Consider the following 13,792-nt stretch of genomic DNA (forward strand, 5'->3'; position numbering starts at 1 on the left):
TTGATAAAAATCAACGGCTCCCGAGCCAGAAGGAGCGCTCAATAGTGCTCCTCTGAGCGTTCAAGGAAACGGCCATGCGAATCACATTTCTGGGTGCTGCGGGCACGGTGACGGGCAGCAAGTATTTGCTGGAACATCATGATCAACATGTACTGATCGATTGCGGCCTGTTCCAGGGCTACAAGCAACTGCGATTGCACAACCGCGACCCGTTCCCGCTCCCTCTCGGCGGTCTTGACGCGATTGTACTGACCCATGCCCATCTTGATCACAGCGGCTATCTGCCGGTACTGGTACGCAATGGTTATCGCGGCCCGGTCTACGCCACGCCAGCGACCTGTGAACTGGTAAAGATCCTGTTGCTGGACAGTGGCCGATTGCAGGAAGAAGAGGCTGAGTTCGCCAATCGGCATGGCTTCTCGAAGCATAACCCGGCGCAGCCGCTTTACACCGAGCAAGATGCGGCACAAGCATTGAAACTGTTACGGCCGGTGGAGTTGCGTCACAAGGTTCAAATCATCCCCGGCATGATTATCGAACTACACTGCGCCGGGCATATCCTGGGCGCAGCGACGGTCACGGTGGTTGCCGACGGACGGTCCCTGGTGTTTTCAGGGGATCTTGGCCGACCGGATGATCCCTTGATGCTAGCCCCGGAAACGGTCGAGCAAGCAGACTTTCTGCTGGTGGAGTCAACGTACGGCGACCGCAGGCATCCAGCCGAATCACCGCATCAACAGTTGGCCGAGGTCATTAACCGTACTGCGTTGCGCCGAGGCATCACGCTGGTGCCATCGTTCGCAGTCGGACGTGCCCAATTGCTGATGTACCACCTGTATCAATTGAAACGCACAAAAGCGATTCCCGATCTTCCTGTCTACCTGAACAGCCCCATGGCTACTGATGTCACGGACCTGTATCAGCGATTTCGCAGCGAGCACAAATTGTCTGCGCAGGACTGCGACGGCATGTGCCATGTCGCGAAGTTTGTCCGGACGGTCCAGGACTCGAGAGAGCTTGATCAACTGCGCACGCCGGCAGTGATCATTGCTGCCAGCGGCATGGCGACGGGAGGGCGGGTCGTCCATCATCTCAAGGCGTTGGCTCCCAACCCGCTCAACACATTGTTGATGCCGGGCTTTCAGGCCGGTGGCACCCGTGGGGCGCAGATTGTCGCGGGCGCTCCCAGCGTACGCATCCATGGCAGGGACGTACCCATCAACGCTGAGGTGGTACCCATGCAAACCCTGTCGGCGCATGCTGACACCGATGAAATCATGCAGTGGTTGCGTGGATTCAAGCGGCCGCCGAAACACACCTTCGTGGTACACGGCGAACCCAATGCATCCGATACGTTGCGCCGCCGCATCAGCCTGGAACTGGGATGGTCGGTGTCGGTGCCGGAGTATCGTGACAGCGTGGATTTAGGCGAAACCGATGCCCCAGAGCATTCGCGACTCTGATGAAAAAGCCCCCGCCGTTATCGGGCGGAGGCTGTCAGGCGGTCAGTCGGCCTTGATCGGCACGACCTTGTCCGCCTTCATGGCTTCGGGCTTTTTCGGCAGGGAAATGTTCAGCACACCTTTGCTGAAGCTGGCTTCGATCTTCTCGGCATCAACACCCTTGGGCAGATTGAATACTCGCTCGAAGGAGCCGTAGTGACGCTCGCTGAGGTGATAGCCCTTCCTTTTTTCCTCCTTGTCCTCTTTCTTCTCCCCCTTGATGATCAGGTTGCCGTTGGACAGCTTGAGCTCGATGTTCTTTTGATCCATGCCGGGCAACTCGGCCGTGATCTCGAAACTCTTGTCCTTTTCGGTGATGTCCACGGCAGGCAGGCCGTGGCTGCTCAGTTCGCGCCGCCAGAAGGGTTCGACATCGAACAGTCCACGGCTGAACGGCGACAGCGCCGAACCGCGATTGAAATCTTCGAACAGGCGATCAACCTGTTGCCGGAGTTTTTCCAGAGGGCGCCACGGGTCTGATGGCAGGGGCAGCTGGCTCGATTTGTCCTCGGTATGGATCGGCATTTTTTTCACGGAATTGCTCATTTTGACGACTCCTCTCAGATGAAGGGCAGGCTGCAAATGTCCTGTACGCGAGTCCACCCTGGAAAAAAATACGGCGCGGGCACTGGCCTCAAAGCGTCAGTGCCCCGGTCCACAGCATCCAGCCGGCGAAGGCCGCCGCCGTCCAGATGATGATCAGCAGTCCCGTTTCGGGGCCGTTGAGCGGTTGTCCCTGGCGCGATTTCATGCTGGCCAGGTAAATCAATGAGCCTGGGGCATAGAGCAAAGCGCTGAGCAGCATGTATTTCGGCCCGGCGGCGTACAGCAGCCACACGCAGTACAGGGTGGCGATCAGGGCAATGGCCACGTCGCGTATTTGCAGGCCCAGATGTCCCTCGTAGGTCTGCCCTTGCCAGGCCAGCTTCAGCGCATAAAGGCCGCTGAATAGGTACGGCAGCAGAATCATCGATGTGGCCAGGGAAATCAGCGCCAGGTAGCTGGCGCTTGAATACAAAGTCAGCAACAGAAACAGTTGAATGCAGCCATTGGTGATCCACAGGGCGTGATTCGGCACGCCACGGCTGTTTTCCTCGGCCAGTGCGCCCGGCATGACGTTTTCCCTGGCTGGCGTGAATACCGATTCCGCCGCCAGCAGTGTCCAGGCGAGCAGGGCTCCGCCCACCGAGATGATCAAGCCGATGCTGATCAGAACGGCTCCCCAAGGTCCTGTCGCAGCTTCAAGCACACCGGCCATGGATGGATTTTTCAGGGCTGCCAGATCCGGTTGCCTGAGAATGCCCAGCGACAACAGAGACACAGCAATCAGCAGCAACAGGGTGATGACAAAACCAATAACCGTGGCGCGTCCGACATTGGCCCTTTCTGCCGCCCGGGCGGAAAACACGTTGGCGCCTTCGATGCCGATGAATACCCAGACCGTCACCAGCATTGTGCTTTTGACCTGGTCAAGGGTGCTGCCCAGCGCCGGCGAACCCCAGAAATCAACGCTGAATGTTTGCCGTTGAAAGGCCGCCATCACCAGACCGATAAACAGCAGCAGCGGCACAATTTTGGCCACGGTTGTCAGCGCGTTGGCCCGTACCGCCGTGCGCATCCCGCTGAGGATCATCCAGTGCAGCGACCACAACACCACAGACGCCCCGACAATCGCCGCTGTGTTGTTGCCTTCGCCGAACAGTGGAAAGAAGTAACTTAGCGCGGCAAACAGAATCACCAGGTAGCTGACGTTGCCGATCCATGCGCTGATCCAGTAGCCCCAGGCCGAATTGAACCCGAGGTATTCGCCGCCCAATGCCCGGGCGTAGGCAAATACGCCGTTATCCAGCGCCGGTTGACGGTTGGACAGTGTCTGGTAAACCAATGCCAGCGAGAGCATGCCGACACCGGTGATCAACCAGCCAATCAGAATCGCCCTGGCGCCCGCACTGGCCGCCATGTTCTGCGGCAGGCTGAAAATGCCGCTGCCGATCATCGAGCCGACCACCAGCGCAATCAGCAGGCTCAGGGACAGCCGTTTGCTCTCGACCTTTTGCAAACGGCCCGTCATCGGTTGACCGGTGGGAGGAACAGTTGAATGCGTGCCTTGCAGGTGCGTAGCCATGGGAGCCTCCGGGAAACGAGGTGGTATGCACTCACCGAATGCGTTGGCGTGAATGCTGACTCTAATTTCTGCGGGAACACTCAGACGCCGTTTGATCTAGATCAGAAAGAACAAACACCGTGTTTTTGCCTGGGCGCCGCCACGATGTGAGCGCTGACACAGGGATTACCCTGACCGTTTGCGGCGTGGATTGTTGATCATTATCAAGTGTCGGACACGTAGCCCGGCGCAGTCTGGTTCAGCGCCCACCCCGGTACATGACTGCAATGTTCAGCCTGACGCTGAGGCGCAATAGCATCGGCGACAGCCTATTCATGGCAGCTCACGACACTGCTTCGAAGGACGTAACGGTGACTGCATGACGGATTGCTTTCGGCGATTGGAGGTGATGATGAACATTGAAATCAGTGGACCGAGCGACGATCAATGGATCGTGCGAATGGATGCATTCGTGGTCAGGTTTGACAGCAAGGTCGCTGCGCAATCTTTTGTCGATCAGCTCAAGGCACGGATCGATGCGCCTCATGTGTGGCCAACGATTGTCGATACAGCGCCGGTTGCACGACCCAGGGTCACGCGCGCCGGTGACCCCGTCGCGCTATGAACGACGCACTGGGTCTGGCGGGGGCCGCCGCAGCGCTGGGTATCGGCATGCTGGTCGGTCTGGAGCGCGAGCGGCATAAAGGGCGCGGCGACAGCCGTGCCTGTGCCGGGTTGCGCACGTTCGCGATCACGGCGCTGCTGGGTTACGTCGCGATGCAAGTGGGCGGCGCACTGCTGTTGGGTATTGTGGGCGGCTGTCTGGCGCTGCTGATCAGCGTGGCTTACTGGCGCAGCCTGAGCACTGATCCGGGGCTGACCAGCGAAGTGGCCTTGCTCACGGTGCTGGTACTGGGCGCGCTATGCGGCACAGCGCCGGAACTGGCAATCGCCATTGGCGTGGTCATGGCGGGGCTGCTGGCTTACCGGCAGAAACTCCATCACTTCGCCCGCAGCCAGTTGAGCGAAGCGGAGATGCGCGATGGGTTGGTGCTGCTGATCGCAGCATTGGTGGTGTTGCCGCTGACGCCTGACCGGTTCATCGGTCCCTACTCGGCACTCAACCTGCGCACCCTTTGTACATTGACCGTGTTGCTGATGGGCGTCGGCGCCATCGGGCATATCGCCATGCGCACGCTGGGTGTGCGCTACGGCTACGCGGTCAGCGCCATCGCGTCCGGTTTCGCCTCCAGCACCATGACGATTGCGGCGATGGGGCATATCGCCCGCAAAGACCCGGAGCACCTCAAGGTACTGAGTGCGGCGGCCCTGCTGTCGAACCTGGCCACGGCGGCGCAGGTCGCGCTGATCGTCGGCGCGGTCGACACCGCGCTGTTGCCGTACCTGTGGGGGCCGTTGCTGGCCGGATTTGGCGTAACGCTGCTGTTCAGCCTGGGCCTGCTGTTCCCCAGGCCTGCGGTCGCTGCGAACCAACCGATCAAGGTCGGCGGGGCGTTCAATCTCAAGCTCGCGCTGGCGGTCACGTTGACCATGGCCGGCGTGACGTTTTTGTCTTCGTTGATGCTCGATCACTTTGGCGAGGCGGGCGTGATGCTGACTGCCGTGCTAAGCGGATTCGCCGATGCCCATTCTTCCACGGCTTCAATCGCCACCCTCGCCAAGGGTGGCCTGTTGGCTTACAGCGCCATTGCGCCACCCGTGTTGCTGGCGGTCAGCAGTAACGCGTTGAGCAAGTGCCTGGTGGCCTGGATCAGTGGCGGACGACGCTTCGCCGCGTATGTCATACCCGGTCAGATTCTGCTGACCGCCGCGATGTGGGCCGGTCTGCTGGTGGATCGAGCGACGATTTGACTGGACACTGACAAAAATCAAAGTGGTGGTCGGTAAAAGGGGCAGCCTGAGACTCATTCCCTGCCATCGCTCAATGCCGAGGTGCACCATGTCACAGGAACCCCGCCTGCTGCTGATCGCTCCGCCCACCATGCACCACACGCCGGCATTCGATCGTGCCTTGGCATTGGCGCAGGCGCTGCAAAGACCGCTGCATATCGTGGCATTCGATTATTTACAGGCGCTGGCAGTGGCCGGGCTGTTTGCCCCCGAACAGGTGGCCGTGGCCCGTGAAGCCTACCTGGAGAAGCATCGCCACTGGCTTGAAGAACAGGCGACCCGGATGTGTGGACACGGGATCGTTGTCACGAGCGAAGTGGTCTGGGTCCAGGACCCTTACGCGGAGATTCTGCAATTCATCAATGAGATACCGTTGGTGGTGATCATCAAGGATGCTCATGAAGAGTCGGCCTTGAAACGGGTGTTCTTTACTCCGCTGGACTGGCAACTGCTGCGCGATTGCCCGATCCCGGTACACCTCGTGACCAACGCCTTGAACCCTCGCCCCCGTCATGTTCTGGCGATCATCGACGTGCTGCGCAGCGAAGATCAGGATCTGGTGTTCAACGACCAGATTATCGATGCCGCATCGAAGCTGGCCGAGGTGTGCAATGCCCGGCTGCAGTTGTTGCACGTTTACGATTGGACCGCCGCCTATGCGCAAGACTTCGGGGTCGGCGCGTTGCCGCTGGCCACCGGTATCTACGAGGCACTGGGCACAGCACAGCATGAGGCGTTTGCCGCGATGGCCGAGCGTCATGGCGTGTCGAAGGAGTGTCGTCATTTCATCGAAGGTGCGCCGGTACCGGCCATTTGCCGATTCGTCGAAGAGCAAAATGTCGACATGATCGTGGCGGGTACGGTGCAGCACCTGGGTCTGACCAAACTGCTGGGCACCACCGCCGAACAACTCTTGCACCGGGCACCGTGCAGTGTGTTGGCGGTCAAGCCGGGCAGGGGACTCTAGCGTCGGAGCACCGGCGATCGCCCGTACGGACGTTCGCCGGCGGCAGAGGCTACAAGTACAGGCTGTGAATGACCTGGCGGGGATCGTCAGGGTCATTGTGCCGTTCAAACCCCAGCGTCCGGGCCAGGTCACGCATCGGGGCATTGCTGGCAGCATCGACCGAATACATCCGATGCATTCCATTCTTGCGTGCCGCCGAGATCAGGTGCTCCATCAACAGGGTCCCCAGTCCCAGGTGCGTCCATTCATCGGCGACGGTAACGGCGCATTCGCACTCGTGTTCACCCGTGGCGGCATAGCGGCTTACGCCGATCTCGATCAATTGGCCGTTGTCGTGCACCAGCGCCACGTAGGCCAGGCGCAGGCGATTATCGGTGTCCATCAATTGATCCAGCATCGTGCCCGACGGTTCGTTGATCTGCGCCAGAAAGCGCATGTGTCGCGACTCCGGAGACAAGCGTTTGATGAACGCATATTCGCGTTCCCGGTCCTTTTCCGAAAGTGGCCGGATCAGCACATGGCGACCGTCCCTGAGTGCTTCGATCCAGTGTTGTCCGGCGATCGAGGCATAGGCATTGGCGGCTCGTTCGTTGTGGTCTTTGACGGTGAGCATGAGGAGACCCTCCCTGCGGTTTTAAAGACGGGTGCGGGACACAGCGCCCCGCAGTCGCTTTCTTTCTACGCCGCTCAATGGGCAGGAATCTGATCTGGGTCAGAGACCGGCGATGTTGAATGGTCCGAAGTTGATGTAAATCAACTGCGCGCCAGTCGCGCAGGCTCAGTCTCAAAGCCTGCGGTTGTCTTGCGGAGGTGTGTGATGGGGCAATATCAACGTTTGCTGCTGGTCGCCGACCAGACCCTGCATCAGACGCCCGCCATGCTGCGCGCGGTGGCGCTGGCCAAGGCGAGCGGGGCGGCGCTGGACGTTCGGGTCTTCGCTGAACCGGCACCCGTGGTTCGCCTGTGGGAGGACAAAATCGATGAGGTCGGCTATCAGCGCTATCTGCGCCACCACCGTCGCTGGGTAGCCGATCAGCTTGAGCTACTCTCGGAACAGGGACTGAAGGTGACGGTGAACGTGGTGTTCACCACCCACGCGCTGCTGGATATCCTGCGGGCTGTCGCAGACCTCAAACCTGATTTGCTGATCAAGGATGTGATGCTCGAACCCCTCCTGAAGCGGGTTTTCATAACGCCGCTGGATTGCCATTTGCTGCGCGAATGTCCGGTGCCCGTGCATCTGGTCAACGAGGTCCGTTACAGCCTGCCGCATCGGATCGTGGCGGCCGTGGATCCGTTCGATCCCGAGATCCAGATCAGCGGTCTGAATGACACCATCATTCAGACTGCCAACGCGCTGGCCACGCAATGTGACGCGCCCATGCACCTGCTCTACGCCTATGACCTGTCACCGGCCTTCAATGGCGACGCGCCGCTGGTCGGTGCCTGATGGGGAGTGGATTTTGTCGAGGAGCTGCGGCAGTCCCTGCACCAGGCTTTCATCAACCTCGCCGATCGCTACGGGATCCCGCCCGAGCGACGCCATTTTGTGATGGGGTTGCCGGTGCCAGTCATCAGCGAGTTTGTCGAGCAATACCTGGCGGATGTGGTCGTGATGGGCACGGTGCACCGCGCAGGTATTGACCGGTTGATGGGTAGCAATACCGAGCGGGCGCTGTATTCGGTACCCGGCAGCATCCTGGCGGTAGGGCCGGTCGTTCGAACCGAAGTGCAAGGTCCTGGATCTGACGAGAGGTCTCTATGAGCCAGTATCAACGGTTGTTGCTGATCATCAATCCGCTCCTGCGCGAGTCCGCTGCGATCAACCATGCCGCGGCGCTGGCCAAGGCCAGTGGCGCGCGCTTGCACATATTGGCGCTGATTCCCTCGCTCGACGGTTTGTCGCTGCTGGAAACAGGCAACCGGTCACAGGCACGCGAAGCATTTCTTGAGGAACACCGGCAGACGCTGGAAGCCCGGGCGGTCAATCTGCGCGGCAGGCGGATCGAGGTGACCACCGAAGTGGACTGGGCCGCTGATGTGGAGCAGCGCATCCTTGATCACGTCAAAGCGTATGGGCCCGATCTGCTGATCAAGGAAATCGAACAGGTGTCGACCCTCAGGCGCGCGTTTTACACGCCGCTGGACTGGCAATTGCTGCGCGATTGTCCGGTACCTGTGTATCTGGTGGGCGGAAGCGGCTATGTATTGCCTCGTAAAGTGCTGGCGGCGGTCGAGGTATCGGATACCGAGTCCGCCGACAACTCGTTGAACGAGCAGATCATCCGGCAGGCCAGTGCCCTGGCCATTCAGTGCGACGCCGAGTTGCACTTGCTCTATGCCTGCGATATTTCCGCCGCGTACCTGGCGGACATGGGAGGATCGCCCTTGGCCGAGCTGACTCGGTCACTGCGCGAGGACCTGCAAAAATCGTTTCTTCGACTGGCCGGGCAGTTCGGTGTGGCCTCCAGTCAGCGCCACTTCGTTGAAGGCCGGCCAGTCACTGTGCTGAGCGAGTTCGCCGACGAGCAGCATGTCGATGTCATCGTGATGGGAAGAGTTCGCAACCGGGGCTTGAGCAAATGGTTGGGCAGTACCACCGAGCACATTCTTTACCAGGTACCTTGCTGCGTTCTGGCGGTTTGACGAGCGTTGCCGGGCTCTCGGCAGGCGAGATGCTTTCCGTTGGTCAATCAGCGTATTGACATATCGAACAATCTCGATATTCTCGCCGCATGGACCTGATCGAAGTATTCAAAGCACTCTCAAACCCGGTACGGCTTGAAATCCTGAAAGGCTTGAAAGACCCCGTAAAGAACTTCCCTCCGCAGGACGAGGGCGACGTTCACACGGTGGGCGTGTGTGTGAGCAGTATTCAAGAGGGCATCGGACTCTCGCAGTCAACGGTGTCCGGTTATCTTGCAACGCTGCAGCGTGTGGGCCTGGTTGAAGTCAGGCGCATCGGTCAGTGGACCTACTACAAGCGCAATGAAGCCAACATCAGCGCCTTGGCCGAGGTCATAGGGAAAGAGCTGTAAAAAAATTTACCGCATGATATCGAGATATCTCGATATCCCTTATTGTCGATACGAGGATTCAACATGAAAGCGATGCTGCTTGAATCATTTGGCAACCCGGAATCGTTCACACTTTGCGACGTACCCAAGCCCGTGCCGAAAGCGGGGCAAGTGCTGGTCCGGGTACACGCCACCTCGATCAATCCATTGGATTATCAAGTCCGACGCGGCGACTATCAGGATCTGGTGCAACTGCCAGCCATCACCGGACATGACGTCTCCGGCGTAGTCGAGGCGGTTGGCCCCGGCGTGACGGCTTTCGCGCCGGGCGACGAAGTCTGGTACACGCCGCAAATCTTCGACGGCCCCGGCAGCTATGCCGAGTATCACGTAGCATCCGCCAGCATCATCGGCAAAAAGCCTTCCTCGCTGAGCCACCTCGAAGCGGCCAGCTTGAGCCTGGTGGGCGGGACGGCGTGGGAAGCCCTGATCGTGCGGGCGGCGCTCAGAGTGGGGGAGAGCATCTTGATCCACGGTGGCGCAGGCGGCGTCGGACACGTCGCCATCCAGCTCGCCAAAGCGATGGGCGCCAAAGTGTTCACCACCGCGCGCGAAGCAAACGCCGAGTTCGTCCGCCGTATGGGCGCCGATGTGATCATCGACTACGAAAAGGGCAACTACGTCGACGCCATCCTGCGAGAAACCAATGGCCTCGGAGTGGACGTGGTATTCGACACCATCGGCGGCGACACCCTGTCGCGCAGCCCCGACGCCCTCGCACAACTTGGCCGCGTGGTCTCGATCGTCGACATCGCCCGGCCACAAAACCTCGTCCAAGCCTGGGGCAAGAACGCGAGCTATCACTTCGTGTTCACCCGCCAGAACCGCGGCAAGCTCGATGAATTGAGTGCCCTGGTGGAGCGCGGTCAACTGCGACCACATGTTGGCGCGGTGTATTCGCTTGCGGAGATTGCGCTGGCCCATGCTCGGTTGGAAAGTCCCAACAACGGTCTTCAAGGGAAAATCGCGATTGCGGTTGAGCCGTCGCTTCGGGCGGGTTCTGCGGGGGATGCGTCATGATTTATGAGATCGCTTTGTTGCCCGTTTATAAAGAACGTGTTGATGAGTTCAGAGGTGCATTTGCCGAGGTTGCGCCTTTGCTCCGCCGCGCGAATGGGTATGGCGGGCACATGCTTGCGCAGGGGATTGAAACGCCGGAGCGGTTCAATTTGATCGTGCGGTGGGAGTCGCTTGAGGCTCATACGGAGTTTGAGGCGGGGGAGGATCACAGGGTCTTTATGCTAGGGCTTGAGAGGTATTTTTCGGAGGAGCCGCAGGTTTATCACATTGAGGGGGCAGCTTTTAGTGCTGGTGAAGGTGATGGGGCGCTTTGGCCCGAAAACTGAAACAGGAGCCCTTCAGAAAAAGGGAGCAGATTCACTACCTGAATCTGCTCCCTTTTTTGTTCGTTAAGCTCAACCGTTGGCGTTTGCTCTCTTTTCCGCCGTCACGATGCAAGCCTTGTAGAAATTGGAATGGAAATCGCTGATCGCTTTCTGTTGCAAACTCTCGCTTGAGTATTGAGGAATCTCGTACGCCTCGCGAATCAACGACTTGAACACCTCACCCACATACTCGTTCTGCTTACCTGCCGCTTCGGCCAGTTCCATCACCGAAGCCATGGGCACGCCTTGCTGCCTGGTTTTCATGACCTGTTTGGCCGAGTTTTCTATTCGTTGGCACTCTTCTAGCTCTTCCTGCGGCACAGGAGAGGCAAGGGCGGAAAAACTGATGGCGAAGGTTACTGCTGCTGCCAGACATTGTTTGTGCACGAGGTGTCGTCCCTGGTTTTGAGGCTGAACCATATCATTCGTGGCTCGGCGCCACCATTGCAGGCAGGGAGAAAGAGCGCCAGGTGCTGGCACGCGGCCACGCCTTGCGCCCCCCGATTTCCGCTGTCACCCTTCGGCCCGTTCTTCAAGGATCAGAAGAAGGAATCAAGGATTGAGTGGCTACATTCCCAACCCGCCTAAAAACTATCGCAACAAAGGAACCGACCCCGTCGATATTCATGCCCAGCGTTGGGCTGAGTATGAGAAACACGGGAAGGAACCGGCATCGGCACGTGAAAAAATCGGCATAGCCCTGCGGATCGGAGTGTTCTTCGATGGTACGGGGAATAATGCCAATAATGCTGCGGCCGGGCTTCTGTGTGGTGCTCATCATCCGATTGCGGCTCAAGATATTGATGCCAGTTGTAAGCCGTTCATGAAAGATCCGGACAGCAGCTACGGTAACGACACCAGCAATGTGCAGAAACTGAGTGACTTGTATTACGCACCTCAGAAAGCCGAAGGAGACGGCTCGCAGAAGCAAGCCTTTCGCATGGTGTATGTCGAGGGGATCGGTACTCGCTCAGGCATGGAGGACAGCACGCTTGGGGCCGGCACTGGTCGAGGTGAGACGGGGGTTGCAGGTCGTGTTCAGCTTTCGTTTTCAGAGATCAAACTGCGTATTGAAGGGGTACTGGCTAGCCATCCTGAGAGCGAAATTACTTCTCTGACATTCGATACGTTCGGTTTCAGCCGTGGAGCTGCTGCCGCTCGGCATTTTGCCAATGAAATTGCACGCGGAAAGCAGGGCCCTCTTGGGGATGTGATGCGCAGTAGTGCGAGAGGATTTAGTTCTACTTTCAATGATCAATACAAAAGCAGCATCAACATGGGCTTCATTGGTCTGTTCGACACCGTACCCTCGATTGCCGGATGGTCAAATCTGGGCAATATCAAAAGCCCTGTTGCCACTGGCATCAGGTTGTACCTGGATCGTCGCTATTTCTCTGATGTCGTCCAGCTGACTGCCCGCGATGAATGCCGGGCGAATTTCGCTTTGAGTCGCGTCAAGCCCGATCATTTGGAAATCGTTTTACCGGGAGTTCATTCCGACCTTGGTGGTGGTTACCTCGAAGAAGCACAAGAGAATGTACTCGTCAGCCCCATGCAAAGCTTGGACGTGTCGCAGAATACTGATGTTGTGACAACCTCGATTTATCGTGATGCAGAGATAGTGAAGGGTCAGTTGCTTGCCAAAGGTTGGCCTGCGGAAATGCTGGAGATTGTCACGCCAGCTGCGTTGCCCTTGCCTAATGCGTTACAAGATCGGCTCAGTCCGCGCCTAAAACGGGTGTACGCCGCCGTCCAACTAAAACGTCCGGTGAGTGGCATGCTCTCCCGGGTGTACCTGCGCTTGATGCACCAGTTGGCGAAAGAGAAGGGCGTTCGCTTTAAAGACATTCCGGATACACCGGAATTGGCTGTTCCTTCAGAGCTTCAAGCGTTGTGTGATCGGTTCTTGGCGGGTGACTACAGCGTTACTCCGCAAGAAGAAAAGCTGTTGAAACTGAAGTACATTCACACGTCCGCAAACTGGAACCACCCCCTTGGCCGCAGAGATGGCAGCGGAATGAGCGCGGTCTATATCAATGCTCCTACCGCAGACTCAATTCGCGTACAACATCCTCACGTACCTGACTGGACGCTCTGGTAATGAAATTACTCGTCACTCTGTTTTGCGCGTTGTTCATGGCTGGCTGCCAGTCTGCTGACCCGCTATCAGGCAAAAACGACCCCAAATCCGAATGGTGGGAATTGGCATTCATCGAACCTGATTACATGCAGGTTTGGGTGGAGGACAGTTCTGTGCAGGACGTTACCGGCAAGGTCTACTTCAAGGCCAATGGTGGCTCCGCAGCCGGTGGCGAGCCAGAGGACGGCACCGAGTCGGCTCGCGGCTGGTCAATAGTGGACGGCAGCGGGAAGCGAGTAGTGGGTGCCGATCTTCCCGTTCGGATATATGTTCGATGGCAGTCAATCGTTGAAAAGAAAACCTGGCAAGCCTGGGTGGATATTCCAGAACATGCCAGGCAATTGATGTTGGAATCCACCAGCAAACGTTGCCCGCAAACACCTGAACGAGAGGCGCGGTTTATGGCGTCGGTTTACTTGGGGCTGGCGCCCGGCGGGGTGGTGCAGGCTTGGGTTAAAGACTCGTGTCATAAGGCGATCAAGGTCGCTCGGGCGAAAGCAGAGATTGAGCCGTTAGGGCCTAGTCAGGGTAAGAACCAAGGACGTTACGCCTATCCGGTCAGTGAAAAATCCAAGCGTTATATCGACAAATTCGGCATTCCGTATGGCAGTTGGTAATTCTTGGGAAACGGGGGCGAGTCGGAAAAGATAGGGCGGCTCTTTTGATAAATAGATGCGTCCCATTTTTAAATCTGCCCGCATTCCTC

14 protein-coding genes and 1 pseudogene are annotated in these 13,792 nt (G+C 58.4%); 11 read left to right on the forward strand and 4 right to left on the reverse strand.

Annotated elements, in window-relative coordinates:
* Nucleotides 1–74: 74 nt before the first annotated feature.
* Nucleotides 75–1,463 carry an MBL fold metallo-hydrolase RNA specificity domain-containing protein gene (locus L6D82_RS15140; RefSeq protein ID WP_236190112.1) on the forward strand — a complete coding sequence of 463 codons (1,389 nt, stop codon included), beginning with the start codon at nucleotides 75–77 and terminating at the stop codon, nucleotides 1,461–1,463.
* Between the two features lie 42 nt (nucleotides 1,464–1,505).
* On the opposite strand, the gene L6D82_RS15145 is transcribed toward L6D82_RS15140, so the two are convergent.
* Complete coding sequence (locus L6D82_RS15145; protein ID WP_102687057.1) at nucleotides 1,506–2,048, reverse strand: Hsp20/alpha crystallin family protein; 543 nt, start codon at nucleotides 2,046–2,048, stop codon at nucleotides 1,506–1,508.
* An 88-nt stretch (nucleotides 2,049–2,136) separates the two neighbouring features.
* Nucleotides 2,137–3,627, reverse strand: a complete 1,491-nt coding sequence (locus L6D82_RS15150) for a basic amino acid/polyamine antiporter (protein ID WP_236190115.1) — start codon at nucleotides 3,625–3,627, stop codon at nucleotides 2,137–2,139.
* Nucleotides 3,628–4,018: 391 nt separating this feature from the next.
* Here L6D82_RS15150 and L6D82_RS15155 point away from each other — a divergent pair, with 391 nt between their 5' ends.
* The 3 genes from L6D82_RS15155 (at nucleotide 4,019) to L6D82_RS15165 (ending at nucleotide 6,484) form a co-directional block, all read left to right on the forward strand.
* Nucleotides 4,019–4,231: a hypothetical protein gene (locus tag L6D82_RS15155; RefSeq protein WP_085746271.1), complete on the forward strand. Its 213-nt coding sequence runs from the start codon at nucleotides 4,019–4,021 to the stop codon at nucleotides 4,229–4,231.
* A complete protein-coding gene (locus L6D82_RS15160; protein WP_236190117.1) occupies nucleotides 4,228–5,478 on the forward strand; it encodes an MgtC/SapB family protein in 1,251 nt (416 codons plus the stop codon). Before L6D82_RS15155 ends, L6D82_RS15160 begins: the two co-directional genes overlap by 4 nt.
* Before the next feature lie 88 nt (nucleotides 5,479–5,566).
* Entirely contained in the window at nucleotides 5,567–6,484 is a 918-nt protein-coding gene (locus tag L6D82_RS15165) for a universal stress protein (protein WP_236190128.1), read from the forward strand.
* Between the two features lie 49 nt (nucleotides 6,485–6,533).
* On the opposite strand, the gene L6D82_RS15170 is transcribed toward L6D82_RS15165, so the two are convergent.
* Complete coding sequence (locus L6D82_RS15170) at nucleotides 6,534–7,097, reverse strand: GNAT family N-acetyltransferase (protein ID WP_085746153.1); 564 nt, start codon at nucleotides 7,095–7,097, stop codon at nucleotides 6,534–6,536.
* 204 nt (nucleotides 7,098–7,301) lie between these two features.
* Here L6D82_RS15170 and L6D82_RS15175 point away from each other — a divergent pair.
* From L6D82_RS15175 to L6D82_RS15195, 5 genes and pseudogenes are all read left to right on the forward strand, one after another.
* Nucleotides 7,302–8,249 (forward strand): annotated as a pseudogene (locus L6D82_RS15175) (universal stress protein).
* Nucleotides 8,246–9,130, forward strand: a complete 885-nt coding sequence (locus tag L6D82_RS15180) for a universal stress protein (RefSeq protein WP_236190138.1) — start codon at nucleotides 8,246–8,248, stop codon at nucleotides 9,128–9,130. The pseudogene L6D82_RS15175 and the gene L6D82_RS15180 overlap by 4 nt, the downstream one beginning before the upstream one ends.
* A gap of 89 nt (nucleotides 9,131–9,219) precedes the next feature.
* A complete protein-coding gene (locus L6D82_RS15185; protein WP_007950555.1) occupies nucleotides 9,220–9,522 on the forward strand; it encodes an ArsR/SmtB family transcription factor in 303 nt (100 codons plus the stop codon).
* Between the two features lie 63 nt (nucleotides 9,523–9,585).
* A complete protein-coding gene (locus L6D82_RS15190) occupies nucleotides 9,586–10,581 on the forward strand; it encodes a zinc-dependent alcohol dehydrogenase family protein (protein ID WP_236190140.1) in 996 nt (331 codons plus the stop codon).
* Nucleotides 10,578–10,907 (forward strand): antibiotic biosynthesis monooxygenase family protein, encoded by a 330-nt coding sequence (locus L6D82_RS15195; protein WP_102687064.1) that lies wholly within the window; start codon nucleotides 10,578–10,580, stop codon nucleotides 10,905–10,907. Before L6D82_RS15190 ends, L6D82_RS15195 begins: the two co-directional genes overlap by 4 nt.
* A gap of 69 nt (nucleotides 10,908–10,976) precedes the next feature.
* On the opposite strand, the gene L6D82_RS15200 is transcribed toward L6D82_RS15195, so the two are convergent.
* Complete coding sequence (locus tag L6D82_RS15200) at nucleotides 10,977–11,333, reverse strand: hypothetical protein (RefSeq protein ID WP_102687103.1); 357 nt, start codon at nucleotides 11,331–11,333, stop codon at nucleotides 10,977–10,979.
* Nucleotides 11,334–11,505: 172 nt separating this feature from the next.
* Between L6D82_RS15200 and L6D82_RS15205 the strand changes: the two genes are divergently transcribed.
* Nucleotides 11,506–13,047, forward strand: coding sequence for a DUF2235 domain-containing protein (locus tag L6D82_RS15205; RefSeq protein WP_236190142.1), 1,542 nt, complete (start codon nucleotides 11,506–11,508; stop codon nucleotides 13,045–13,047).
* Nucleotides 13,047–13,703, forward strand: a complete 657-nt coding sequence (locus tag L6D82_RS15210) for a DUF2931 family protein (protein ID WP_102687066.1) — start codon at nucleotides 13,047–13,049, stop codon at nucleotides 13,701–13,703. Before L6D82_RS15205 ends, L6D82_RS15210 begins: the two co-directional genes overlap by 1 nt.
* Nucleotides 13,704–13,792: the final 89 nt, after the last annotated feature.

It is taken from the genome of Pseudomonas paraglycinae (assembly GCF_021601625.1).
GTDB classification, from domain to species: domain Bacteria; phylum Pseudomonadota; class Gammaproteobacteria; order Pseudomonadales; family Pseudomonadaceae; genus Aquipseudomonas; species Aquipseudomonas paraglycinae.